Source organism: Aliidiomarina taiwanensis (genome assembly GCF_003987015.1).
Taxonomy (GTDB): domain Bacteria; phylum Pseudomonadota; class Gammaproteobacteria; order Enterobacterales; family Alteromonadaceae; genus Aliidiomarina; species Aliidiomarina taiwanensis.
The window spans coordinates 1-23,115 of sequence record NZ_PIPQ01000013.1 but is presented as its reverse complement, the minus strand read 5'-3'; the positions used below and the strand labels follow the sequence as shown (position 1 = coordinate 23,115).

At 47.7% G+C, this 23,115-nt stretch carries 21 protein-coding genes; 1 reads left to right on the top strand and 20 read right to left on the bottom strand.

The features are described 5' to 3' along the window. Positions 1 to 280: 280 nt before the first annotated feature. Complete coding sequence (locus CWE15_RS11455; protein WP_126758228.1) at positions 281 to 1,249, bottom strand: WD40/YVTN/BNR-like repeat-containing protein; 969 nt, start codon at positions 1,247 to 1,249, stop codon at positions 281 to 283. Between the two features lie 91 nt (positions 1,250 to 1,340). On the opposite strand from CWE15_RS11455, the gene CWE15_RS11450 reads away from it, so the two are divergent. After that, positions 1,341 to 2,348 carry a hypothetical protein gene (locus tag CWE15_RS11450; protein WP_126758227.1) on the top strand — a complete coding sequence of 336 codons (1,008 nt, stop codon included), beginning with the start codon at positions 1,341 to 1,343 and terminating at the stop codon, positions 2,346 to 2,348. 5 nt (positions 2,349 to 2,353) lie between these two features. Here the strand turns inward: CWE15_RS11450 and nqrM are convergent, their stop codons facing one another. From nqrM to wecC, 19 genes are all read right to left on the bottom strand, one after another. Further along, positions 2,354 to 2,578, bottom strand: coding sequence for a (Na+)-NQR maturation NqrM (gene nqrM, locus CWE15_RS11445; RefSeq protein WP_126758226.1), 225 nt, complete (start codon positions 2,576 to 2,578; stop codon positions 2,354 to 2,356). Positions 2,579 to 2,602: 24 nt separating this feature from the next. Further along, positions 2,603 to 3,436, bottom strand: a complete 834-nt coding sequence (locus CWE15_RS11440; protein WP_157980762.1) for an FAD:protein FMN transferase — start codon at positions 3,434 to 3,436, stop codon at positions 2,603 to 2,605. 7 nt (positions 3,437 to 3,443) lie between these two features. Then, a complete protein-coding gene (gene nqrF / locus CWE15_RS11435) occupies positions 3,444 to 4,670 on the bottom strand; it encodes an NADH:ubiquinone reductase (Na(+)-transporting) subunit F (protein WP_126758224.1) in 1,227 nt (408 codons plus the stop codon). A gap of 18 nt (positions 4,671 to 4,688) precedes the next feature. Beyond that, on the bottom strand, positions 4,689 to 5,297 hold the full coding sequence (nqrE, locus tag CWE15_RS11430) for an NADH:ubiquinone reductase (Na(+)-transporting) subunit E (RefSeq protein ID WP_126758223.1): 609 nt from the start codon (positions 5,295 to 5,297) through the stop codon (positions 4,689 to 4,691). A 3-nt stretch (positions 5,298 to 5,300) separates the two neighbouring features. Beyond that, entirely contained in the window at positions 5,301 to 5,936 is a 636-nt protein-coding gene (locus CWE15_RS11425) for an NADH:ubiquinone reductase (Na(+)-transporting) subunit D (protein WP_126758222.1), read from the bottom strand. Beyond that, entirely contained in the window at positions 5,936 to 6,697 is a 762-nt protein-coding gene (locus tag CWE15_RS11420) for a Na(+)-translocating NADH-quinone reductase subunit C (RefSeq protein ID WP_126758221.1), read from the bottom strand. The genes CWE15_RS11425 and CWE15_RS11420 overlap by 1 nt, the downstream gene beginning before the upstream one ends. Continuing rightward, complete coding sequence (locus CWE15_RS11415) at positions 6,690 to 7,913, bottom strand: NADH:ubiquinone reductase (Na(+)-transporting) subunit B (protein WP_126758220.1); 1,224 nt, start codon at positions 7,911 to 7,913, stop codon at positions 6,690 to 6,692. Before CWE15_RS11415 ends, CWE15_RS11420 begins: the two co-directional genes overlap by 8 nt. A 4-nt stretch (positions 7,914 to 7,917) precedes the next feature. Next, entirely contained in the window at positions 7,918 to 9,258 is a 1,341-nt protein-coding gene (locus CWE15_RS11410) for a Na(+)-translocating NADH-quinone reductase subunit A (protein WP_126758219.1), read from the bottom strand. A 130-nt stretch (positions 9,259 to 9,388) separates the two neighbouring features. Then, a complete protein-coding gene (gene fabV, locus CWE15_RS11405) occupies positions 9,389 to 10,564 on the bottom strand; it encodes an enoyl-ACP reductase FabV (RefSeq protein ID WP_126758218.1) in 1,176 nt (391 codons plus the stop codon). Positions 10,565 to 10,653: 89 nt separating this feature from the next. After that, positions 10,654 to 10,965: a BolA family protein gene (locus CWE15_RS11400; RefSeq protein ID WP_126758217.1), complete on the bottom strand. Its 312-nt coding sequence runs from the start codon at positions 10,963 to 10,965 to the stop codon at positions 10,654 to 10,656. Positions 10,966 to 11,073: 108 nt separating this feature from the next. After that, on the bottom strand, positions 11,074 to 11,397 hold the full coding sequence (locus CWE15_RS11395; RefSeq protein ID WP_126758216.1) for a hypothetical protein: 324 nt from the start codon (positions 11,395 to 11,397) through the stop codon (positions 11,074 to 11,076). 359 nt (positions 11,398 to 11,756) lie between these two features. Beyond that, complete coding sequence (locus CWE15_RS11390; protein WP_126758215.1) at positions 11,757 to 14,714, bottom strand: YjbH domain-containing protein; 2,958 nt, start codon at positions 14,712 to 14,714, stop codon at positions 11,757 to 11,759. Further along, complete coding sequence (locus CWE15_RS11385; RefSeq protein ID WP_126758214.1) at positions 14,707 to 15,420, bottom strand: YjbF family lipoprotein; 714 nt, start codon at positions 15,418 to 15,420, stop codon at positions 14,707 to 14,709. The genes CWE15_RS11390 and CWE15_RS11385 overlap by 8 nt, the downstream gene beginning before the upstream one ends. A gap of 102 nt (positions 15,421 to 15,522) precedes the next feature. Next, positions 15,523 to 16,557 (bottom strand): UDP-glucose 4-epimerase GalE, encoded by a 1,035-nt coding sequence (gene galE / locus CWE15_RS11380; protein WP_126758213.1) that lies wholly within the window; start codon positions 16,555 to 16,557, stop codon positions 15,523 to 15,525. A 115-nt stretch (positions 16,558 to 16,672) separates the two neighbouring features. Then, positions 16,673 to 17,767 carry an undecaprenyl-phosphate alpha-N-acetylglucosaminyl 1-phosphate transferase gene (locus CWE15_RS11375; protein ID WP_126758212.1) on the bottom strand — a complete coding sequence of 365 codons (1,095 nt, stop codon included), beginning with the start codon at positions 17,765 to 17,767 and terminating at the stop codon, positions 16,673 to 16,675. A 136-nt stretch (positions 17,768 to 17,903) separates the two neighbouring features. Beyond that, positions 17,904 to 19,046, bottom strand: a complete 1,143-nt coding sequence (locus tag CWE15_RS11370) for a glycosyltransferase (RefSeq protein ID WP_157980761.1) — start codon at positions 19,044 to 19,046, stop codon at positions 17,904 to 17,906. After that, on the bottom strand, positions 19,036 to 20,679 hold the full coding sequence (locus tag CWE15_RS11365) for a heparinase II/III family protein (RefSeq protein WP_126758210.1): 1,644 nt from the start codon (positions 20,677 to 20,679) through the stop codon (positions 19,036 to 19,038). Before CWE15_RS11365 ends, CWE15_RS11370 begins: the two co-directional genes overlap by 11 nt. A 3-nt stretch (positions 20,680 to 20,682) precedes the next feature. Further along, positions 20,683 to 21,822, bottom strand: coding sequence for a non-hydrolyzing UDP-N-acetylglucosamine 2-epimerase (wecB, locus tag CWE15_RS11360; RefSeq protein ID WP_126758209.1), 1,140 nt, complete (start codon positions 21,820 to 21,822; stop codon positions 20,683 to 20,685). Next, positions 21,819 to 23,015, bottom strand: a complete 1,197-nt coding sequence (gene wecC / locus CWE15_RS11355; RefSeq protein ID WP_126758208.1) for a UDP-N-acetyl-D-mannosamine dehydrogenase — start codon at positions 23,013 to 23,015, stop codon at positions 21,819 to 21,821. The genes wecB and wecC overlap by 4 nt, the downstream gene beginning before the upstream one ends. Between the last annotated feature and the right edge of the window lie 100 nt (positions 23,016 to 23,115).

The following is a 23,115-nucleotide window of genomic DNA, read 5'->3' as shown; positions in this document are numbered from 1 at the left end:
AGTTTGAATGAGGACATGGAGTAAGGGGCCAATCTACGTTACAGTCTTTATGACTAAGGGCAGGCTCAGCCTCACTTACTCCACTGGTGAAATGTTAGCTAAACACGTCACCTTGAGAGATACAAGGTCAGGCATTGCCTGACGTTGCATTGCATGACGTTCAACATTCACCTACGTACGGCCGTGCCTACGTACGGCCATGCCGTACCTACGACGTTGCATTTTGCACACCCGCCCGTAGGTCAGGCACTGCCTGACGTTGCATGGCCTGACGTTACGTTTACCGGGGCACGGTGTGTAATTGATTGTCACTGCCGAGCAGCCAACACTGCTCGGTGGTGCAGGTAAAGCCACGGGCCCCGACACCTTCCAGCACGGGTTGCCAGCTGGCTTTATTTGCCAACACATCTTCCAAGAACGCCTGGTAAAACCCGCCACCATTCCCCATAAACACGGTTTCGCCGGCTTGGTATAACACCTCTATTGCGCGTTTAAACTCCGGTGTTGCCAGCTGCGTAAACACGCCTTCTCGGTACAGGTAAAGCTCACCCTTTGCTTGGCTCCCACCCGCCACTAAAAACAGCTTGCTGTCCAAGGGCCATACAGCACTTACTCCCGCTAAAGGCGTGTCTTCTACGGTAAAACGCAAGTCACTGGCTTTTTTATGCATAATGCGTGCGGTCTCGGCATTTTGCGTGCCCATCAACCAGGTGTCATTTACAAAGCGCATGCACGAGTCACTGGTATTGCTGGCCTGCTCGTCAGGCAATGGGCGTTTCGTAAAGCCGCTGCGGGAGCTGCGCCAATGGCGGCCATTGTTCGAGCTCACCACATGCCAACTATTGTTTTGTGTGTCACCTAAAATCCACGACTCGCGGTTCGGGTTCATACCCATACAGCGAAGCCGCTCACCTCCTTCCCCACGGTACAAGGGGCGCCAGCTAAAGCCACCGTTGCGGGTAATAAACAGCGCCGAGTCACGGCCCACGCCCGAAGTAAGCGCATACCCATGTAAGTCATCGAGCACGGTCAACTGCCGCACCTGTGCAGAATTAGGCAGCTCCGACAGTTCAAAGGTTTCCCCGCTATCCACCGAATGGGCCACACGGCCAGCGTCGCTACCTACCCACACCACCTGGCCCTCAGCCGCCACACTCACCCAAGTGTGGTCTGCGGGCAAGCTGTTCGCCAGGCTGCAAAAAGGCATCCAAAACGTGAGTGTAAATAAACATATACGGAAAAACTTCATCTAGGTACCAATCCCCAATTTGCATGCAAAGAAGAAAGTGTGAGTGTGCTATAGTGCCGTAAATCAATAGGGTAAACAATAAAGGTAGTCTATGAGTACACTTTCCCGGCCCTTCATTCGCCTGGTATTCACAGCTTGTGTTGGCCTGTCTGCAACGGCCCATTCAGCCGAGCAAACGCAACCGCCGTCGCCACAGCAGCAAGCCTTGGTAGACGCCCTAAGTGGCCAGTTTTCGAACTTTTACGCCCTGACTGAATACCCAAATACCGTTGGTGACTTCCCGCCCCTGCTGTATACGGGCGAGTCAATCACCCTCCCCACGGGTCAACAAGCTGTATTAGTGTCTCAGTACCACTTCGACGTCAGTGGCAGCCAAGCAGTACAAGGCCAAACTCCACTACGCAAACAGTTATATGCCTTTGTTACCCCTGCCGAAGAAACAGCAGCCGTGCATGTGAGCTACCCGGTACCCAACCAAGTCTCCGCCGAAGCGCTTCGCCAAGCCGAAGTTTTCAGCCAGCTACAACGCCTGCCTGGCTGTGAAACCTACTGGACCGCAGCAACCAACGAGACAGGAAACCATTACTTTGAAGGGTACAGAAATCCCAAGCGCTGTTACTTCCTTAACACAGACAACCAGAGCCAAGTGCATGTGGAAAGTATTCACTATGTCACAGCCACAGAGCAGAAAATCACTGAGAACCTGTTAAGTAATGACGGCGAGCCCTTAGATAACATGGAATTAGCCGGCACCCTGGTGCTGCACCCCATTCGTTTTTTCAATGTTGAAGCAGCCTACTTGCCTGAAGGGGCAGAAGCCGAGCAAGCCGAAGCCTGGGTACATATAGAGCCTGTTGGCACCGTCCACGACCATGGCCAACGCTTAAACCTGCACACACAGCACAGTCAGCAGCTTATTCCCTATCAAATAAGGGTTCTAAGGCAGCCAAACACGCCACAGCAGGTTCGTGTCAGCTTGTATTCATTAGGTGAGCATACAGCCCTAGAAGAAATAGATGTGAACTTACATGAGGCGCCCCGTCCCTTTACACTAGGGCCATTACGCCTCACTTTAACGCTCGCAGGAAGCGAGCACTAGGAAGGTTAGCAAATACGGTTTTCATTCCATGCGGCTTCGCGCTTCGCACGCTTTGCGTCACGCTCTTGGCGCGCTTCGCATGGGTCATCACAGTCACACGCTTTTTCCATGCCCAAGGCACCAATACCGCCGCAACTGCCCGCAATCGACTTCCGTTGAATTAAAAAGCCAATCGACATACCGCCAAACACAAGCAACATCAGTACAAAAGCTAAAATTATGGTTTGCATACAGCACCTCTTTGTTTGCGTCGATTAGTTGAACGCAGCACTATTATAACGCGTGCCGCTGTCTTTCGCATCCGAATGTATGCTCACGGCTAAATTTAATCTATCGGCGGTTATCAGGGCCTCCGCCACCGGCATAGTCGCAAGCCACTGGGCTAAGCCCGAAGCTTGGGCCGCCGAGTTATACACCACATACACTTCTGCGTTGTTAGGACTTCTGGCATAACCCAGCGCATAACTGCGCGCGTTAATTTCTTGCTCAACATCCACAATGTGCTGACCTGCATGAATGTCATTCACCACTGGCATCACCCGAAAGCGCTTCGAGCGGCGCTGGTTGTTTACGGTAATTTGATAATTCACCACACCCATTTGGCGCATCATCACCGCTATCCGGTCTACCGCATAGCCACTGATCAGCGCATCAAAGGTTAATTTCAAACTTGGGTCTGTTTTAATTAAGCGGTGGTTTTCAACAAACACGTGCGGCAAAGGGCTTTGCGACGCTTTTTGAAACAAGGACAAGCCATGCTCCGTCAGCATGTCCACACTCATCCCCACCCGAATAAACTCTTCCAAGTCGCGCGTTAGCACCAAAGCACTCGACTGAGCCCAGTTGTTCACACGCGCCACTTCCGACTCCGCATTCTCCGAAGAAAGTTGTTGTTCCAAGTGAGTTAGTAAGCTGTGAACCCGCTCCACCACACGGCGCTCTGTCTGGTTCGAGGTTACTGGCAAATAAACCACTTGAAACTGCAACTCACCCGCACGCCCCTGCGCTATAGAATACTCAGGAGCCTTGGTGCAAGCAGAAAGAAAAATGGCCAACCCCAACAGGGCCAGCCATTTTTTATGTAACATCAGCAACTTAACCACCGAAGTCGTCAAGCATAATGTTTTCATCCTCAACGCCGAGGTCTTTCAGCATGGCAATGACCGCCGCGTTCATCATCGGTGGCCCACACATGTAGAACTCGCAGTCTTCAGGTGCTGGGTGGTCTTTCAAGTACTTGTCGTACAGTACGTTGTGAATAAACCCAGTGTCGCCTTCCCAGTTGTCCTCAGGCTGAGGGTCTGAAAGAGCCACATGCCACTCGAAGTTGTCGTTTTCACGGGCTAGCATGTCGAAGTCTTCAACGTAGAACATTTCACGCTTCGAACGTGCACCGTACCAGAACGACATCTTACGGTCGGTTTTAATACGACGTAATTGGTCAAAAATGTGCGAACGCATTGGCGCCATACCCGCACCACCACCAACAAACACCATTTCAGCGTCGGTCTCTTTGGCGAAGAACTCACCAAACGGACCGGAAATAATGGCTTCGTCGCCTGCTTTCAGGTTGAAAATGTACGACGACATTTTACCTGCCGGCAAGCTTAAGTTGTTTGGCGGTGGCGTTGCACAACGCACGTTCAGCATAATAATGCCTTTTTCTTCTGGGTAGTTCGCCATGGAGTAAGCACGAATAACCTGCTCGTCTACCTTCGACTCTACGTCGAAGAAGCCAAAGCGCTCCCAGTCACCACGGAATTCTTCCGGAATGTCGAAGTCTTTGTACTTCACATGGTGTGGCTCGGCTTCAATTTGCACATAACCACCCGCACGGAAAGGTACCGACTCACCGTCTGGAATTTCCAGCACCAGCTCTTTAATAAAGGTCGCCACGTTGTCATTTGAACGTACACGGCAAGTCCACTTCTTGATACCGAACACTTCTTCGTCCAGCTCAATTTTCATGTTCTGCTTCACGTTCACCTGACACGACAAGCGCGCACCATCACGGGCTTCACCGCGTGAAATGTGGTCACGTTCAGTCGGCAGTATTTCACCACCCCCTTCTTTCACGTTCACCACGCACTGACCGCAGGTACCACCACCACCACAGGCAGAGGAAACGAAAATACCCGCGTTTGCAAGCGCACCCAGTAGCTTACCGCCTGGCTGAGCACTTATCGTTTTTTCTTCGTCGTCGTTAATAACGATCTGGACAGCACCAGTAGGTACTAGCTTCGAGCGGGCGAACATAATCATCGCCACTAGCGCTAGTACAATAATGGTAAACATGCCCACGCCAAGAATTATTTCTTCCATCGACTCGTTCCTTATTTACTACAGAGATACGCCGGAGAACGACATAAAGCCCAAACCAATTAAGCCTGTGCTAATGAAGGTAATTCCTAGGCCACGTAAGCCGTCTGGAATGTCTGCGTACTTTAGTTTCTCGCGCACTGCTGCTAACAAGGTGATAGCTAAGGCCCAGCCCACACCGCTGCCCACACCATACACAACCGACTCAGCAAAGTTATAGTCACGCTCTACCATGAACAACACACCACCGAAAATGGCGCAGTTTACGGTAATTAACGGTAGGAAAATACCTAGCGCGTTATACAGCGACGGTAAAAACTTATCCAACGCCATTTCCAGCACCTGAACCAATGCCGCAATAATGCCAATAAAGGTCAAAAAGCGTAAAAAGCTCAAGTCTGCATCTGGGAAGCCGGCCCAAGCAAGTGCACCTGGCGAAAGAATATAGGTATTCACAATATTACCCGCCGGAACCGCAAGGCCCAGAACCACAATCACCGCAATACCTAAACCAAATGCTGTCGTTACTTTTTTCGATACGGCCAAGAAAGTACACATACCGAGGAAGAACGAAAGTGCTAGGTTCTCAATGAACACGGCACGGATAAACATGCTTATGTAGTGTTCCATTGCTTAAGACTCCTTCGCTTCAACTTGCTCAGGGCGTAACGTACGTAGGCCCCAAATTAAACCACCAATAATGAAGAACGCACTTGGTGGCATAACCAACAAGCCTACTGGCGTGAACCAGCCGCCTTCAGTGGCCAACTGCATAATTTGGTAACCAAACAAGCTACCTGAACCAAACAGCTCACGAATAAACCCAACGCACAGAAGAACAGCCGAGTAACCTAAACCGTTACCAATACCGTCTAAGAAAGAAAGGCCAGGCTTTTCTTTCATGGCGAAGGCTTCCGCACGGCCCATCACAATACAGTTCGTAATAATCAAACCAACGAATACCGAAAGCTCTTGCGCAATACTATAGGCAAAGGCTTGTAGTAACTGGTCTACAACAATTACTAAACTGGCAATAATGGTCATCTGCACAATAATTCGTACACTCGAAGGAATGTGGTTACGAATCAGCGAGATAAACAAGTTCGACATAGCCGTAACAAAGGTCAGTGCAATACACATCACCAATGTTTTGTCCAAGCTCGAGGTTACCGCAAGTGCAGAACAAACCCCGAGGATCTGAAGCGCAATTGGGTTGTTGTCCAAAATTGGACCAAATAAGGTCTTTTTCACATCTTTTGAAAGCGCCATTAGTTAGCCCCTCCTTTGCTTAGCTGTGCTAAGAAACCACCGTAGGCATTGGTACTTAACCAGTACTGTAACGTGTGGTTCACACCGTTACTGGTAATGGTTGCGCCGGAAAGTGCATCCACTTCACCTTGCGCTTCGTTGGCACCCTTCTTCACCGCAATGGCCACGTTTCCGTTGGCATCCACAGCTGGCTTGCCTTCAAAACGTGCCGTCCAACGTGGGTTTTGAATTTCCCCACCTAGGCCTGGCGTTTCAGAATGGTCGTAGAAGTAAATGCCGCGAATGTCTTGGCCGTTGGGCTCCACCGCTAAGAAGGCATACATCATGCCCCATAGGCCAGCACCACGTAACTCCAGAACATACGCATCAGTTGCACCTTGCTCGTCCATAATTTGGTACACAGGCACCAAGCTATGCAAGTCACGTACACCCGCTACTTGGCCCGTTGGGCTTACGCGCATCATGGCCGAATCGCTGGTGGCTTGCTCAAGCGCAACCAGTGAATCAAAGGTGGTTACTTCTTGGCTGTCCAAGTTATAACCTAATGGCTTCACGCGCTGGGCGAATAGCTCAGGAATGGCTTTCCCGGCTGTATCAATCCCTGCGGTTTCCATAATGTTTAACTGCTTTGCTTCCGCAGCGTTCGCTTGCTGGCGTGGCTTTAACAACACCGCCGAACCAGAAACAATAATCGAACACACTAAGCAAAGAATAATAACAACGGTAAATGTTTTACCTACTGTTTCTTTATTACTAGCCATGGCGAGCAACCCTCCGCTTAATATTGGCCTGTACTACAAGGTGGTCAAACAGCGGGGCAAACACGTTAGAGAATAGAATCGCTAACATGATACCTTCCGGGAAGGCCGGGTTTAGTACACGTATCATAATGGTCATAAAGCCAATTAAAATACCGTACGCCCACTTACCCTTGTTCGTAAACGACGCCGACACAGGGTCTGTCGCCATAAAGAACATACCAAAGGCAAAACCACCTACAACAAGGTGCCAGTACCAAGGCATTGCAAACATATGGTTGGTGTCGCTACCAATTACGTTCAGCAGTGTCGAGAAGGCAATCATACCCACCATAACACCACCCACAATGCGCCAAGAAGCAATGCGGAAGTAAATAAGCGCTAAACCACCAATGGCAATGGCAAGGGTCGACACTTCACCCACCGAACCTGGAATACGACCAATAAAGGCGTCCATCCAGGTTACTGTGCCAATCATTTGGCTAGAAAGCTCACCCGCAAAGTTCGCCGCACCGTTAAAGGCTTCACTTAGTACCGTAGCTCCCGAGTGGCCGTCAATCGCCGTCCACACCTTGTCGCCTGAAATGGCTGCAGGGAATGAAAAGTAAAGGAACGCACGACCGGTTAATGCTGGGTTTAAGAAGTTACGGCCTGTACCACCGAAAATTTCTTTCCCCACCACAATACCGAAGGTAATACCAAGGGCCACCTGCCATAACGGAATGGTCGCTGGCAGAATGAGGGCAAACAGCACAGACGACACGAAAAAGCCTTCGTTAATCTCATGCTTACGCACCGTGGCAAACAACACTTCCCAGAAACCACCTACCGCAAACGCAACCGCGTAAATTGGCAGGAAGAAACAGGCGCCGTACCACATCATGGTGCCCCAACCGGCATTTTCAAAGCTACCGCCTAGTGCTTGGAACAGGCCAACCTGCCAAACGTCTGCTAGCTGGTAACCGGCGTCAATCGCCAGTGACGCTTGAAAACCCACGTTGTACATACCGTAAAACATGGCCGGGAAGGTCATCATCCACACCAAAATCATAATACGCTTCAAGTTAATGTTGTCGCGTACATGGGTGGTGCCTTTGTTAGTATAGCCAGGCGTATAAAGAATGGTTGCCACCGCTTCATACAGGGCATACCACTTTTCATGTTTACCGCCTTTTTCAAAGTCTGGCTCAATACGCTCAAGGTAATTCTTTAAGCTCATGACATCAGCCCTCTTTCTCAATAGTGGTCAAACTTTCACGAAGCAATACGCCGTAGTCGTATTTCCCCGGGCACACGTAGGTGCAAAGGGCTAAGTCCTCTTCGTCAAGTTCCAGGCAACCTAGCGACATGGCACTTTCAATGTCGTTCGCGCATAAGTCACGCAGCAGTAAGGTTGGCAAAATATCCAGAGGCATCACTCGCTCATAGTTACCAATGGGTACCATGGCGCGGTCTGAACCATTGGTCGAAGCGTTCATTTTAAACAGCTTCTTCGGGCTCAAGTGGCCTAAGTAGGCACGCGTAATCGAATGCATGTTGGCACCCGGCTTACCCCAGCCCATAAACTCTTTTTCAGCACCTTCTTCCAGTACAGAAACCTGCACGTGGAAACGGCCTAAGTAAGCGTGGGGGCCTTCCGCCTTATGACCATTTAGAATCGAGCCCGACACAATACGTTGGTCGCCATCAGCAATTTCGCCTTTGGTCAGCTCGTTCAGGTTGGCACCTAAGCGGGTACGAAGTAAGCGTGGGTTAGTGGTGCTTGGGCCACCTAACGCCACAACGCGATCGGTAAATAACTCACCTGTGGTGAACAACTTACCAATAGCAATCACGTCTTGGGCTTGTAAGTGCCACACCTGGTGCTCCATGCTCACCCCTTCTAAGAAGTGAATGTGCGTGCCCACGTTTCCTGCCGGGTGTACACCCTTAAAGGTTTCGTGAGTTACCGGAGCATCACCAAAGCTCACGTCTGCGTCTGGGGCAGTCGTGACGTATAGCTTGCCTTCTGTTAAACGGCTCATCACTTTCAGGCCGTCCACAAATGCGTCTTTTTGTTCGTTAATCGCCAGAACAGGGTCACCCGCAAGCGGGTTGGTGTCCATCGCGTTCACAAAAATAGCCTTTGGCACGCTGTCAAGCTTCGGCGAGCGTGAATAAGGACGCGTACGCAAAGCAGTCCACAGCCCAGACTCAACCAGGTTGTTCACCACCTTTTCGCGCTCAAGTTTTAGCAACTCGCTCGCGTCGTATTTGTCAAAGGTCACCTGCTCGTCGCCATCTATTTCAATAACGACCGACTGCAGCACACGCCGCGCGCCTCGGTTCACTTCTTTTACTATACCAGCTGCTGGAGCAGTGAATTTAACACCCGGGTTCTTTTTATCTTCAAAAAGAACCTGACCTTTCTTGACCCGGTCATCAACCTGGACATGCATGGTCGGGCGCATTCCCACATACTCTTCACCCAGTACAGCAACGGTCGAGATGGCCGCACCATCTTCGATAATCTGCTGTGGAGCACCCGCAATCGGGATGTCCAATCCTTTCTTTATCGTAATCATACGCGTTTGCACTACTCAATTTAGGGAAGATTGAAAAGCTCAAAATTCAGTTCGCGACAGAATCTAGAAAACCCTGCACTTTACAGGGTCAGCATTCTAGCACTTTTCACGCCAAAATAAAGGACGATTTCTACCAGTTCACGACAGGGTTTACGTCCGCGTCATAGTCCACGCCGTCAATACCAAAGCCGAATAACTTCAAGAAATCTTGGTGGTACCCCTTGTAGTCAGCCAGGTCATGGAAGTTATCTTGGTTTACTTGGTCCCACACCCCTTTTATCACCGCTTGGGTTTCGTCGTTGGTTTCTTTGCCGTCCATACGTAAGCGGTGGGCTTCGTCTAGCTCTGGGTTGTCCACGTACAAGGCTTCCGTGAACAGGCGATAAATTTGCTCAATACAGCCTTCGTGGGTGCCCGCTTCTTTCATGACTTTGTACATCAGGGAAATGTATAAAGGCATTACCGGAATGGCCGAGCTGGCTTGTGTCACCACCGCCTTTAGCGACGACACATAAGCATTTAAACCTAGCTCTGTGTAGCCTTCACGCAGGGCCGCCGCAGCGCGGTCTAAGTCTTCTTTCGCCTTCCCAATGGTGGCGTGGCCGTAAATAGGCCAAGTTAGCTCTTTACCAATGTAGGTGTACGCTGTGGTTTGGCAGTTTTGCGCCAGCACGCCCGCTTCTGAAAGGGCTTTTATCCAGCGCTCCCAGTCTTCACCGCCCATTACTTTCACCGTGTTGGCAATTTCTTCTTCGGTGGCCGGCTCTAGCGACACATCGTGCACCAGGTCTTTGTCTGTGTCGTAGGTTTTGGTGGTGTAGGCTTGGCCCACGGGTTTTAGCGTGGAGCTATATAGGGTGCCCGTTTCTGGGTCTAAGCGCTTCGGCGAAGCCAAGCTATAAACCACCAAGTCCACCTGCTCCATGTTTTCTTTAATCTTGGCAATGGTTTGCTCTTTAAGCTCGTCTGAAAAGGCATCGCCATTTAAAGTTTCTGCATAAAAACCTTCCGCGCGCGCTTTCTCATGAAACGCCGCCACGTTATACCAACCCGCCGTACCGGTTTTCCGCTCCGTGGGCTCTTTTTCAAAACAGACGCCCAAGGTGTCAGCGCCCGCACCAAAGGTCGACACAATACGCGACGACAGGCCATAGCCCGTGGAGCAACCAATAATCAACACCCGCTTGGGGCCTTCAACTTTTGGTTGGGCTTTCACAAAATCAATTTGCTCTTGAACATGAGCAGCACACCCCACCGGGTGAGCATTAGTACAAATAAATCCGCGAATACGAGGCTTAATAACCATAATGTCCTTCTCTTTAGTTAAAACTATTGGCGTCATTCTACCCTATGTTGTGCAGGGGACTCATCGGATCATGTGGTCCGAGCGGTTCATTATGCACCGCCGCCCATGCAATTGGGTGACGCTTGGGCCTGTTCATTCCGCGCCGCCCACTCTTCTGGGGTGAAGGCGTGAATGGCCAAGGCATGCATGCCTGCGGCGAATTCCTCGGCCAGGGCTTCATTCACTGCACAGTGCCGCGCCAGCAGTCGCTGCCCTTCAAAGTGGGTACTTACCACCACCACCTTAAAGTGCGACTGGGCTTCAGGTCCAGCCGCGTGCTTGTAGCTTTCGTCTTCTACCTGCAGCACCTCCGGCGAAAACGCCATGGTTAATTTTGTTTCTATGGTGTGTTTGCGAGACATAGTTTATTCCTTAAGTTTTATGGCCTGACAAACGGGGCACGTGCATATTAACACATACAAAAAAGCCGCTCGTTTCGAGCGGCTTTTATCGTCAATCGAACCTAACCATTAACCACCGTTGGTCGTGGTGGTGGTAGTCGTGGTGGTTGTTGTTGGTGGCGGTGGTGTCACCGTCGTGGTGGTTGTTGGCGGTCGGTCGTCATCGTCCTTATCCATAGGATCAACCGGCGACTTCGCTATAACCGACACGGCTGCAATTACAGTAACCGCACCTGCAGCAAGAACACCCGGACCTAATTCGCCTATCGCCTTTACTAAACCGTTCACGCCACCCGCGCCAGCGGTTGGTGCTGGGGTCGTGTTACCCTGCGCCATAACAGGTGCAGTGGCTAGGCCAAGGGCTGCAACCATTGCAATCGTCAGTTTCTTCATACATACATCCTTAGTTTCGAAACAATAATGTGGTGACCCGCTAAAGCCACCTTGAGCTCAATAGTTCGTTCAAACCTAAACGAATACTCTTACTATCGCTTGCTTTGGACTAAATTTCAAGCAATTTACACTTGTCTAACATGCAAAATATTACGAATGGTTTCGTACGGCAGTGCCGTACCTACCTCACAAAATAATGCGAAAGGTTCCGTACGGCAGTGCCGTACCTACCTCACAAAATAATACGAATGGTTCCGTACGGCAATGCCGTACCTACCGCACATAAACAAAACAAATGGGTGCCTGTTATTTCCGTACGGCAATGCCGTACCTACCGCGCATAAAGGGCGCCGTACAAATTACCGCACAAAGTACGGTGAACGGGCATCGGTTACGCCATACAGTTCAATTTTTCTGTGCAGGCGCTGGCCGCCATCACGGGAAAGCGGCACCCAGCCAATATGCATGCGCTGGCGACTCGGTTTAATAGTCATTATGTCTAAAGGAATATTAATAAACACGCCCTTGGTGAAGCTGCCTTCGCCGTATTCTTCCGCCGACACATTGGTCAGGTGGGCATAAGCGCCCACAATTACGCCGTTGTCAAAGCGGCGCTGAAACTGCAGGGCCACGCCTTTGTCTTCAGCCAAAAATTGACCCACGCCCACTTGCAGCATGCTGTCGCTCAGCCAGGGCATTTGGTAGTACGCGGTGACAAACCCGGTCATCGCGCTATAGTCCCGCAGGCCAAAGGCCCCGTTAAAGTCCCTTTGTTTCACCCAGTTTATATCCACACCCACGGCAAGGGGCGAATCAAGCGGGCGCCAAAGCACCTCCCCGCCCACACCGGCGAACATGCGCTCGAGCAAGCCTGCATAGGCCATGCCGTACACCGTATCGCTAAAACGCTCAAAGCGGGTGGCCTGCACCGTGTCTAACCACAGGTCATTACTTAAGTACTCGCGCGAATAAGTACGTACACGTTCTAAGGGCAAGTAGTTAAAAGCGTCCACTTTAAAGTTAAATTTATCAAAGTTATTGGCCAGGTTTAGGCCGACATCCGCCACCAGCCAGGTTTTTTCATCCAGCCAATGGTTGGCCGAGGCTTTTAACCCTAGCTGATAAAAGTGGAAGGTTTCTGGCGCACCAAAGTCTTGAAAGAAAAACGGCTGAAAACCAAAGCTGGGCTTAAACCGATAGGGAGACGCATTTTGCCAGGCCGCATCATCCCAACTTGGTCGTTCTTGTGCTTCTACCCGTTGGAAAGTCTCCGCCACCTGATCAGGCGAACGCTCTAAGTGCTGGTAGGTTAACTGGTCCCGAAAGTCTTTGGCCGGTATGCGCGTAGTCACCTGCGGCATAAACATGCTCTGCTCGACAATTTCGAAAGTCTCCACAGAAGGGGGCAGCTCCGCCGCCATCACCTGTGCTGCTCGTTCTACGGCTTCTTGGCCATCGCGCATCCGGTAGGGATTGGCAAACGCGGTCACGGTGCGCTCGTCATCACTAACAGTAAAATCCGTAGAGCTATAAGCATATTGTTTGCGAATTTGCCGGGACATATCCCGCCACTGAACCTCGTCAAGGCGTTGCGCCCGTGGCGTTTGGGTTACCGCAACCTTCTCAGGCTGTACTTTTAATTGGGAAAGGGTGTTCAAGTTGGTGCGCAGAGTAAAGCCGAAGGTGAAGATTTCGCCACGCTCATAGCTTAGCTGTAAGTCTAGCCATTTGTAGGGACGAAACATTAACCCTACGTTTATGGGTGAGTTAGGATTGATATCAATACCAGCTCTATCTTGAGAGTAGTCGTTACCTTCGTACTCAAGTTTTATGCGTAGACCATCAATATGTGTTTGGTATTCCACGCCACCAAATAAAGCGGCGGGGCCGTTAAACCAGTCGCCCACTTCTGGGGTTCCACCCATATCAGATGTTGTTCCTGTACGGTGACAAAAGCTATCGCTTACCTCACAAAAGGGGTTTGGCACATTATCCTTGGTACCTAAGCGTCCAAAGCCAAGACCTAAGCTAAGGTCGAACGCACCAATTCGCTTGCTGGCAACTAAATATTCACTGCTGAAGTGTCCGGTACCAGCAAAGTCACTTAATCCTACCGCAAGCTCAGGCCAGTAGTCTCGCTCTTCTAATAGCCGCAGTTTTATATCAAAGCCTTTGTCTGTATAAATATTATTACCACTAAACCCCGGAGAGCCACTATATAAACGATGGGGCATCCGCACATAAAACCCCGTTGCCTCTAACCAAGGCATGACTTGCAAGGTGGCGCTGTAACGGCGAAATTCCTGCATGTCCATATAGCCAATAATGAATTCGCCTTCTTCCGCCATACGGGCCGTAGGCGTTTGCATAAGGCCCACGCCCCCATAGTTGCTGCGAGAAGGGGTTAAGTCTTGGCGCTGCCAATTATTAAAAGCGGGCACTTGTTCTTCGGCTGTGCGCATTACGGCTGAGTCCATCAACTGGGCGCTGGGGTCAGCCCACCAATGGCGAAGCAGTTCGGCAATGTCTTCATTCAGCTTGGCCAAAGCTTGCTGCTCTTTGTAACTTCGCACCGTAACTGGCACCAAGGTTTCATCAAACCCAAGAAACACCAAAGTCCCCGGTAGCAATTGGTCATTCCGCGCATTGTGGCTAGCCCAGCGTTGCAATTGAGGCGCAGCTGCCCCCTGAATAACATAGGCTTCGCTTTTACTTGCATCGGGCCAAAGCAAATCATTGGTTTGGTGGGCATGTAAGTAGCCCCGCAAAGTTTGCTGGGGTATCACCTGCTGTCGGCCTGAACTTCTTGTTAAGCCATACACATAAAACTCGGGTACACGCTTAGGCAAGTACAAGTGGTACACACCAAAAGGAAGTAGGGGGTTCTCAACTTGCAAGCGCGCCGCTTCAATACTCATGGCTGCAAGGGGCTGCCATGCCAGCAGTATGTTGCTAAGTTGCTGGGCTAGGCTTAAGGCTTGGGCGGCTTGCTCCCGCTTACCTTCAGCAAGCCAGCCAGTTGAAAGCTCTCGCAGTTGGCCTATGAGATCTAAGCGGGTTTGTTCAAGTTCGTTTTGTTTACTCTGCGCCCCGGCCACCATGCTAAGGCGTGCTGCCGGCCAATACACGTCCTCTGTATGGTGCTGCAAAGCCGTGTCGAGCACCTGGCTTAACCGAACAGGCTCTGTATAGGTGAAGGTCAAAGTGTCATTTAAAATCACCTTTACCTCGGGTTCACCCTCATTTGCAAGCGCGCTGTGCAAAGGCAAGGTCAGAAGAAACAGAAAGGCGACTAGTTGAAAGGCATGTTTAATCATTGCGACCAATCCATTTTACTTGGGTCATTTGAATAGGAGCAAGAAAAGGCATTAAAGTTTGCTCGCTTTTTACCACGTGGCCGTCGTTGGTAAACCAAAAGCGATTGGTAAAGGCCTGGCCTGCCTGCCCACCCGGCAAAACAAACACGCCCTGCTCTTCTAGCAAGGTCACGCTCACCTGGCCTTTGGGTAGTTGCACGCTTGTATTTGCTTCATCCGTTCCAGCTGCAACCAGTTGAAAGCGAGACTTAGCACTTAGCACATAAGGGCCGCTTTCTGTGCTGGCGTCTAGGGTACGCTCCCAAACAGTGGGGCAAGTTGCCAAGGGCTCACCTTGGTAAGCTTGGGTTAAGTAGCAGCGTAGAGGGTCTTCACTTAGGTTCGAAGTAGCTAACACATTCGCCGCCAAGTCCGTGGTACGCACAATACGGCCGTATTCTGTGGTCACCGACTCACCACCAGCACTTAACCAATTTAAACGTTCAACCCCCGCGCCTTGATCAACAAAACCCAGCACCATCAAGGACTGGGCTTGCTCCCCCATACGGGCATACACAGCCGTATAGGGAAATTCGTCAATTTGCTCCGCGGTTAACACCACATCCTCTGCCCCTTGCGCATAGTCCCAGGTTTCTTTCAAATCTTGAGTCAGTGCGGAGCAGCCGGCTAAGAAAAAGCCTAATCCAATTATTATTGTTCGTTTCAAAAAAGTATCCTACAAGTAGGTCAGGCACTGCCTGACGGAAAGGCAATGCTTACGGAAAATACAAGGCATGGTGTGTAATTTAGCACTGTTTATTCACTACAATTATTCACTACAATACCCATGTGGGTTCTTAGACTGCCAGCGCCAAGTATCACGCACCATGTCTTCAATTGTTTTTTCTGTGCGCCAGTTTAGCTCTTTAGCTGCTTTATCCACTGCAGCATAACAAGTAGCAAGGTCACCCGCACGGCGATGGGCTACTTTGTATGGAATCTCTACGTTATTTTCACGCTCAAAAACATTCACCAGCTCAAATACCGACGTACCCTGACCACTGCCTAAATTATAAATAGCACATGTGGCTTTTACATTACCATTCATCTTTTCCAAGGCTGCTAAGTGGCCTTTGGCCAGATCCACCACATGAATATAGTCACGTACCCCGCTTCCGTCCGGTGTCTCATAATCATCGCCAAATACTGACAGCTCGGGTAAGCGCCCTACAGCTACTTGGCTAATGTAAGGCATGAGATTGTTTGGGATACCCTGAGGATCTTCACCTATTAAGCCGGACTCGTGTGCTCCTATAGGGTTAAAATAGCGGAGTAAAGTGACATCAAGTGGATTTGGCTTATTCAAACTGGCTGCTTGAATGTCCGACAATATTTGCTCTACCATCGCCTTCGACGTGCCATAAGGGTTTGTGGTGTTCCCACGGGGCATGCTTTCTTCGTAAGGTACAGGTGCTTCTTCACCGTACACAGTGGCAGAAGAGCTAAACACCAACTTAGTAACACCCGCCTTTTGCATAGCCCGTACCAAGCATAAGCTCCCGTTTACGTTTACATCATAGTATTCTGCGGGTTTTTCAACGCTTTCCCCTACGGCTTTTAAACCAGCAAAGTGAATAACAGCTTCAATAGGGTAAGCGCTAAAAAGCTCATTTAAAATGCTTTCATCTCGAATATCACCTTGAACAAAGGTAAACTTTTGAGCAGAAATTTGTTCGACACGTTGTAACGACTCTAATGATGCATTGCTCAGGTTATCGAGCACCAACACTTTATAGTTGCCGTTCAAAAGCTCTAATACGGTGTGGGAACCTATATAGCCGGCCCCGCCCGTCACTAAAATCATAACCTGTATCGCTCCATTTCAAAGTTACTGTATTGTAAGCTTCATTTCATTCGGACATATGAAAGTGAACAATTTGTTTTTTATAAAGCATCGCCTAACTAGACTTAAACCATAATTAACTGTGAGCTCTCGTTACGAAAGTACGAAAAACGGTAACGACTAGTTGTGCTTTCATCAAGCAGAACAAGTAAACACCAAAAACGAATAGGTATAAAGCAAATATCGCAGACTCACTCACTTGAAGGTACTCAAGGCCAAGGCCCACAGAAAGCCAGAAAAGAGCTGAAACGCTGATTATAAGTAGAGTTTCAAGGGAGCTAAATCCTGCTCGGAGAAATATATGATGCAAATGGTCACGGTCTGGTTTGAATGGGTTTTGCTTTTTTACGACACGTCGAACCATAACGCCAAGCATATCCATCAGGGGTAACGCTATTACCCACAGCATCACAACAGGTCGTACTTCATAGCTAGATGATAAGTTCAATTCTACATTTAGCCCATAGTGTTTTACTAAATCAGGGTTAAGTATTAATACCATCATCCACACAATCACAAGCCCAATAAACATTGAACCTGCATCCCCCATAAACACCTTACGACCTTTAATAACTTCAAGGTTAAACAATAGGTAAGGGATTAAAGCCAATATCATAATGCATGCACAAAACAGCACTAATGTATTGCCTGTAATACAGGCTAAAAACGCCAAACCAACAAAACTTATCGTAGCCAATAGGCCAAGCAAACCATCAATCCCATCCACCATATTGTATGCATTCATAGCGGTCATAATGGCAAGGATAGTGAACGGACCTGAAAGAAAGAACAAGTTTATGTCGCCAAAACCAAAAGGATTACCCAGCCTATGTATTTGAATATCCGCACTAAATACCAAGATGGATGCTGCAATGAGCTGTATCATAATTCTCAAACGAACGCTTAAATCAAACCTATCATCTAACACACCGGTTAGCGCCATGAGTGTTAAGGAGGCAAATAATGCCATTGTGGTGGTTGTAAAACTCAGTATTAATAAGAATGCTATAGATGAAGAAAAGAATATACTTACCCCTCCAACCAGAGGTATGTGGCCACTATGAGACTTTCTTGCGTTAGGCTTATCAACTAAGCCTAAACCGTTGGCTGCTTTACTGAGGGCTAGTATGCCTAGAAAACTAAAGGTGAAAGTGGTAAATGCAAGAAACATTAATAAAAACCCCGGTTTTAAAATTTGGAAAACTCTCTAAGGCATGTCGTGCAGTTTATCTAGAAAGTAGAAGCTCCGGCTGGAAGAGTTGCAGTTTTGAAGGTCACACTAAGCCGCTTAACAAGTACGTTTCTTGTTAGTTTATCGTGTCAATAACGCCATCAATTAGCTTTCGGGCAGTGTTTTCTCTTATATAGTGCTCTTCTATCTGTTGACGGTTCTGTTTGCTCAACTTATTTATTTCGCCGCACTCTTTTACTGCCTTTATCGCCTCAACTAATGCATTCGCGTCATTAGGAGGAATAACTTGATTATTGTTAAATTCACCTAACTTTTCTGCTGCTTGGCCTTCTCCACCGTAAATTATGTACTTACCGGTTGATAAGTACTCATAGAGCTTGGAAGGCATAGCGCCAGCGAAATCAGAGGTTAGTTGAGCGTAAAGAACATCAGTACTGTTATAATAGTCTTTTACGCTATCCCAAGGTATGCGACCGGTAAGCTCAACATTGCTCAATTTGGATTCGCGTACCATATAACTAACTTTATCAAGCTCAATGCCTGCACCGATAATTCTAAATTGTACTTCAGGTAGTTGTTTAGCAGCCCCAACCAAAGTTTCTAGATTTTGAGCAATACCGACATTACCAATATAGGTAACAGTAAGCTTATCATTATTAGCTGGCAACGTTGTCTGTAGCTTATCAAATTGTTCTTTAGTAATACCGTTAGAAACCAGCAAGGTTGGCTTAACACCTTTTCTGACTGCATTTACATAGGCAAACTCAACGCTATTCGTAACGGCAACTAATTGATAAAAGTTAATCGTCCTTTTAAATAAAAAGCGAAATGCATTTTTGCTTAAGCGTTGTAAAAAGCTTTTATCGGATAAATATTCCCAAGTAAGATCACGAATATCAATAAAGCTACACTTCTTAGGTAAGTAAAAAGGAGGTAAGAACGCCAGAAACATCGAAGGCATACTAGGTAAGTAAGCATCTGCCTTTTGTGCTTTAGCCACTTTAAGTAAAGTCGCAGCATCGCTAGCCTCTTTAATTGCCCGTTTAAAAAAGCTTTTGGGTTTATCTGACTCTATACTTACTTCAATTAAGTTGACCCCTGCTGGGTGCGCATGGCTATTAGGATCACTTTTAGGGCAAATAAGGCTAACGCTTAAACCTTTTTCTATGAATAAGTTACAAAAAGGAACCAATCGGTTTCTACTAACAGGTTCAGATAAAGGTACACTACTGATGATGGCAATTTCTTTAACACCCATCTTTTGCATCCCAATTAATTAAAATCTCACTCTTTGGATTATGATACGTTAATACTAACTTTTTATTTTTGATTACTTTGCCAAAGCCAGGGTGCCAAGTACTATCTTCAATTGTTACATTCGCATCTTTAGCTGCTATAGACAGTTTTGCTTTGCCAGTTGACCATTCCAATACATAGCTAAACTCATTCTCTTTAGTTAGCTTTACATTTGGATGAAAGTGCAAATAAGATTTTTTTTCTGCTGTTGCTTGACGACCTAGCCAACTATCTTTAACGACTAATTGACAAGGGGATAATGTCCACTTCCTATGATGCAAAGCTGGCTTGTAGCCATTGTGAGTAGCCTCTATATTGCTTTCAGTGCAACTTAAATGAACCTTCTTATTAATAATCTGTGCTTGGCGACCTACTCGAAAACCGGACCACACATCAGAAGAGTTTCTATTTTCAAAAACAACGGTATTGTGAGCAGCAGTGGAACGTTGCCGTAACCTTTCTTCATTCACACCGTATTCGGATGTGCCTGAGTTGACAATAACTCTTTGCAGCCCTAACGAAAGTTCAAAACTCAATGTGTCTGCATGTGCGTGACCTGGTTGAAATGTTGGCCCAACCTCTGCCACGTCACATATCAGTTTTGCCTTATTAACTGTCTGCACTACATAACCGCTATATTCAGCATTTTCATACCCCTCATACACAGCCTTTAACTGCTTTGCGTAACCTTTCAAGTCCTGCCATGATGGTGCGATCCCAATTGCCCCATCATTAAAAAAAGCTACTTCTTTGTCAGGGTGTGATAAAGCGCTCGCCCAAGTTAACGCGTTACTAGCTACTTCTTTTATTTGTACTGAAACTTCCTTAAAATCCGGTACTTGTTTACCTAAAGCAAGCATATCGAGCAGATCCCAGAGCATGATACGATGGTACATTGGCGACAACTCGAAATGACCGCCATGGGTATCAAACTGCACACCTAGCTCTCTTACTACTTTTTTATTTAGCCACTTTCCATCTTTTGCTCGATATTCAGGCAAAGCTGCCTGTAAAAACCACAATGCTTTCAAGTTCGCGAATAAGTGATTTGCTTGTATGTGGTATTCTAACTTGCGTTTTATTTCTTGGTAATGCCTATCAAGAATTGCTAACCATGTATCATGAGGAATGAATTCAAAATCACGATTATGCCTCCAACCCCACTTACATAAATTCACAGCACGCAGTGAGCTCGGGTAAGGGTCCCAAGCAATTCCCTGCAAAGGCTTATGAAATTGCCACCATAAAAGCAAAAGCTCAGCTTCATCTTCGACCGTATGTTCATTGTTTTTTGCGTTTAAATGATCAAAGTAGTGCAGGTTATAATGCCAGAGCAAAGATTGCTCTTCCGCCTGCCAAGTTTCAGCATTCAGCTTGGCTGCTCTATTTAAAAACTCAAACTCCAACCTTCCTTTCCAGCCCTGCGGTTGATAAACATGAAAGTTTGAAGTCACAAAATCTACTTTAGTTGCTTTTGTGGTAGTCGGTTTAAAGGGAAGTAGCCGCCGCACAACACGATAATAAAAAAGCCCCCAGTGCTGAATAAGCTTTAGGGGCCATAATGTGTGAAATAAACGAGAAGCCTTAGCAAGCATGGTTTAATTACTTTTCGCTTTCATAAAAGTTAATATTCTTTCACTCGCCTTACCGTCACCATAGGGATTATGTGCCTGTGACATTCTTGCGTACAAAGTATCGTTGTCTAATAGCTCTTGCACGGCATCACGAATCACTTCAGCATCTGTGCCAAGCAAGCGTACCGTTCCGGCTTCCACAGCTTCTGGGCGCTCCGTTGAATCGCGCATAACTAACACAGGCTTGCCTAAACCAGGGGCTTCTTCTTGCACCCCACCACTATCGGTAAGCACTAAATAGGAGTGCTGCATTAAGTGCACAAACGGTTCATACCCTAATGGACTAATTAGGTGCACATTATCAAAACCGCCTAACAGACGTTTCACTGGCTCTTGCACATTAGGGTTTAAATGTACTGGGTAAATAAAGTGAGTTTCTGGGTTCGCTGAAGCTAAGTCTCTTAATGCTTCACAAATACTTTCAAAACCAGAGCCAAAGTTTTCTCGTCTATGGCCTGTTACTAACACATAGCGTTTGTCTAGCACTTCGGTTTTTAGCCCAGAGTTTTCTAAGGTGCTGTTAATGTTGTTTTTGAGCTCTACTGAGTTATCAATTTTTTCGACTACCCACTGCAAAGCATCAATAACTGTGTTACCTGTCACGGTAATAGATTCATCCGGTACTTTATCGTCTAACAAAGCGGCACGGTTACGCTCAGTCGGTGCGAAGTGTAGAGCTGCTAACCGACCTGTGAGCACTCGGTTAGCTTCTTCTGGCCAAGGTGAGTACATATTCCCAGTCCGTAACCCAGCTTCAACATGTCCTACTGGAATTTGCTGATAGAATGCCGCCAAGGTAGCAGCAAAAGTTGTAGCCGTATCGCCGTGTACCAAAACCATATCAGGCTGAAACTCTTTTAATACAACGCGCAACCCTAGTAGCACACCACTGGTAATATCATATAAATCTTGCCCAGATTTCATTAGGTTTAAGTCATAGTCTGGCGTAATCTCAAATAGCTCTAGCACTTGGTCAAGCATTTCACGATGCTGTGCAGTAACCGCCACTTTGGCATCAAAAAAACTATCGGCTTCCAATGCTTTGACTAAAGGTGCCATTTTAATGGCTTCAGGGCGGGTACCGAATACAGATAAAACCTTCACTGAGTTACTCCACAAAAATCTAATACTTCTTGATGAGCTGCGATGTCTAAACCTTTAAACTCATTATGGGCGACCAAAAATACAACGATATCCGCTTTAGTGGCCGCTTCGTTCGCTTCGGTCAATTTATATACTGCATGCTCTTCAACATTTGGCTCTACTATAAAGTAGGTTTCGTCATTCGCCTCTTGCAGTACACGCTGAGTGATATAGATAGCAGGAGACTGGCGTAAGTCATCAATATTCGGTTTAAATGCAAGCCCCATAAGCGCTACACTAGGTGCTTTGCCGCGTTCAAGCTTAAAGCTAATAATGGCTTTACGTACCTGTTCCGCACACCAAAACGCTTTGAAGTTATTAATCTCACGCGCCTTGCCTATAATTTGGGATTCCATAGGAAACTCAGCGGTTATGAAGTAAGGGTCAACAGCAATACAATGACCACCCACGCCACTTCCGGGCTGTAAAATATTTACTCTGGGGTGTTTATTAGCGAGTCGAATAAGCTCCCAAACATTAATAGCTGCTTTTTCTGAAATAATAGACAGTTCATTAGCAAAGGCGATTTGCACATCACGCGAGGAGTTTTCCACCAATTTACACATTTCGGCTGTTCGGGCATTTGTTTTATGCAACTCACCTTTCACAAATTGGCTATAAAACTCACATGCTTTTTGAGTCGACGCTTCATCCACCCCACCGATCACACGATCGTTATGAACAAGCTCATACATAACATTGCCAGGTAACACCCGCTCTGGGCAGTAGGCAACATGAAGTTTATCTTTCAACTCAGGCCGCTGCGAATAAATAAAGTCACGCATTTTTTCAGTGGTACCGACAGGAGATGTTGATTCAATAATGTACAAATCACCTGCTTTCAATAGCGGAAGAATCCCATCGGTTGCAGCTTGAATATAAGAAATATCAGGCTCATGACTCCCGCCTTTAAAGGGTGTAGGCACTACAATCAAATACACATTGGCTTCAACAGGTTTAGTAAACGCCTTTAAAAAACCCGCCTCAACCGCACTGGCTACGGCTTTGTCTAATTCAGGCTCTACAATATGAATTTTGCCTGCGTTAATGGTATCCACTACCTGTTGTGAAATATCCACACCCTGCACGGAAACACCGTAAGAAGCGATAAGGGCGGAAGTAGGCAGGCGGTAGTGTTCAGAATTCTGTGTCATTTCGATAAACTAAGCAAAAACGAGATGACACATGACCAAACCAAACTTCGACATGGAAGCTGCCTTAGCGCAATTGCGTGAGGGCAAAGACCTTACCGGT

What these genes read in the sequence shown, in the direction of transcription:
- CWE15_RS11390 (WP_126758215.1), bottom strand. Translation starts at nt 14,714, where the DNA reads ATGATTAAACATGCCTTTCAACTAGTCGCCTTTCTGTTTCTTCTGACC.
- CWE15_RS11400 (WP_126758217.1), bottom strand. Translation starts at nt 10,965, where the DNA reads ATGTCTCGCAAACACACCATAGAAACAAAATTAACCATGGCGTTTTCG.
- CWE15_RS11450 (WP_126758227.1), top strand. Translation starts at nt 1,341, where the DNA reads ATGAGTACACTTTCCCGGCCCTTCATTCGCCTGGTATTCACAGCTTGT.
- CWE15_RS11455 (WP_126758228.1), bottom strand. Translation starts at nt 1,249, where the DNA reads ATGAAGTTTTTCCGTATATGTTTATTTACACTCACGTTTTGGATGCCT.
- CWE15_RS11410 (WP_126758219.1), bottom strand. Translation starts at nt 9,258, where the DNA reads ATGATTACGATAAAGAAAGGATTGGACATCCCGATTGCGGGTGCTCCA.
- nqrM (WP_126758226.1), bottom strand. Translation starts at nt 2,578, where the DNA reads ATGCAAACCATAATTTTAGCTTTTGTACTGATGTTGCTTGTGTTTGGC.
- CWE15_RS11395 (WP_126758216.1), bottom strand. Translation starts at nt 11,397, where the DNA reads ATGAAGAAACTGACGATTGCAATGGTTGCAGCCCTTGGCCTAGCCACT.
- CWE15_RS11440 (WP_157980762.1), bottom strand. Translation starts at nt 3,436, where the DNA reads ATGTTACATAAAAAATGGCTGGCCCTGTTGGGGTTGGCCATTTTTCTT.
- CWE15_RS11375 (WP_126758212.1), bottom strand. Translation starts at nt 17,767, where the DNA reads ATGTTTCTTGCATTTACCACTTTCACCTTTAGTTTTCTAGGCATACTA.
- wecC (WP_126758208.1), bottom strand. Translation starts at nt 23,015, where the DNA reads ATGACACAGAATTCTGAACACTACCGCCTGCCTACTTCCGCCCTTATC.
- CWE15_RS11425 (WP_126758222.1), bottom strand. Translation starts at nt 5,936, where the DNA reads ATGGCGCTTTCAAAAGATGTGAAAAAGACCTTATTTGGTCCAATTTTG.
- nqrF (WP_126758224.1), bottom strand. Translation starts at nt 4,670, where the DNA reads ATGGAAGAAATAATTCTTGGCGTGGGCATGTTTACCATTATTGTACTA.
- CWE15_RS11370 (WP_157980761.1), bottom strand. Translation starts at nt 19,046, where the DNA reads ATGGGTGTTAAAGAAATTGCCATCATCAGTAGTGTACCTTTATCTGAA.
- CWE15_RS11365 (WP_126758210.1), bottom strand. Translation starts at nt 20,679, where the DNA reads ATGCTTGCTAAGGCTTCTCGTTTATTTCACACATTATGGCCCCTAAAG.
- CWE15_RS11415 (WP_126758220.1), bottom strand. Translation starts at nt 7,913, where the DNA reads ATGAGCTTAAAGAATTACCTTGAGCGTATTGAGCCAGACTTTGAAAAA.
- CWE15_RS11420 (WP_126758221.1), bottom strand. Translation starts at nt 6,697, where the DNA reads ATGGCTAGTAATAAAGAAACAGTAGGTAAAACATTTACCGTTGTTATT.
- fabV (WP_126758218.1), bottom strand. Translation starts at nt 10,564, where the DNA reads ATGGTTATTAAGCCTCGTATTCGCGGATTTATTTGTACTAATGCTCAC.
- galE (WP_126758213.1), bottom strand. Translation starts at nt 16,557, where the DNA reads ATGATTTTAGTGACGGGCGGGGCCGGCTATATAGGTTCCCACACCGTA.
- nqrE (WP_126758223.1), bottom strand. Translation starts at nt 5,297, where the DNA reads ATGGAACACTACATAAGCATGTTTATCCGTGCCGTGTTCATTGAGAAC.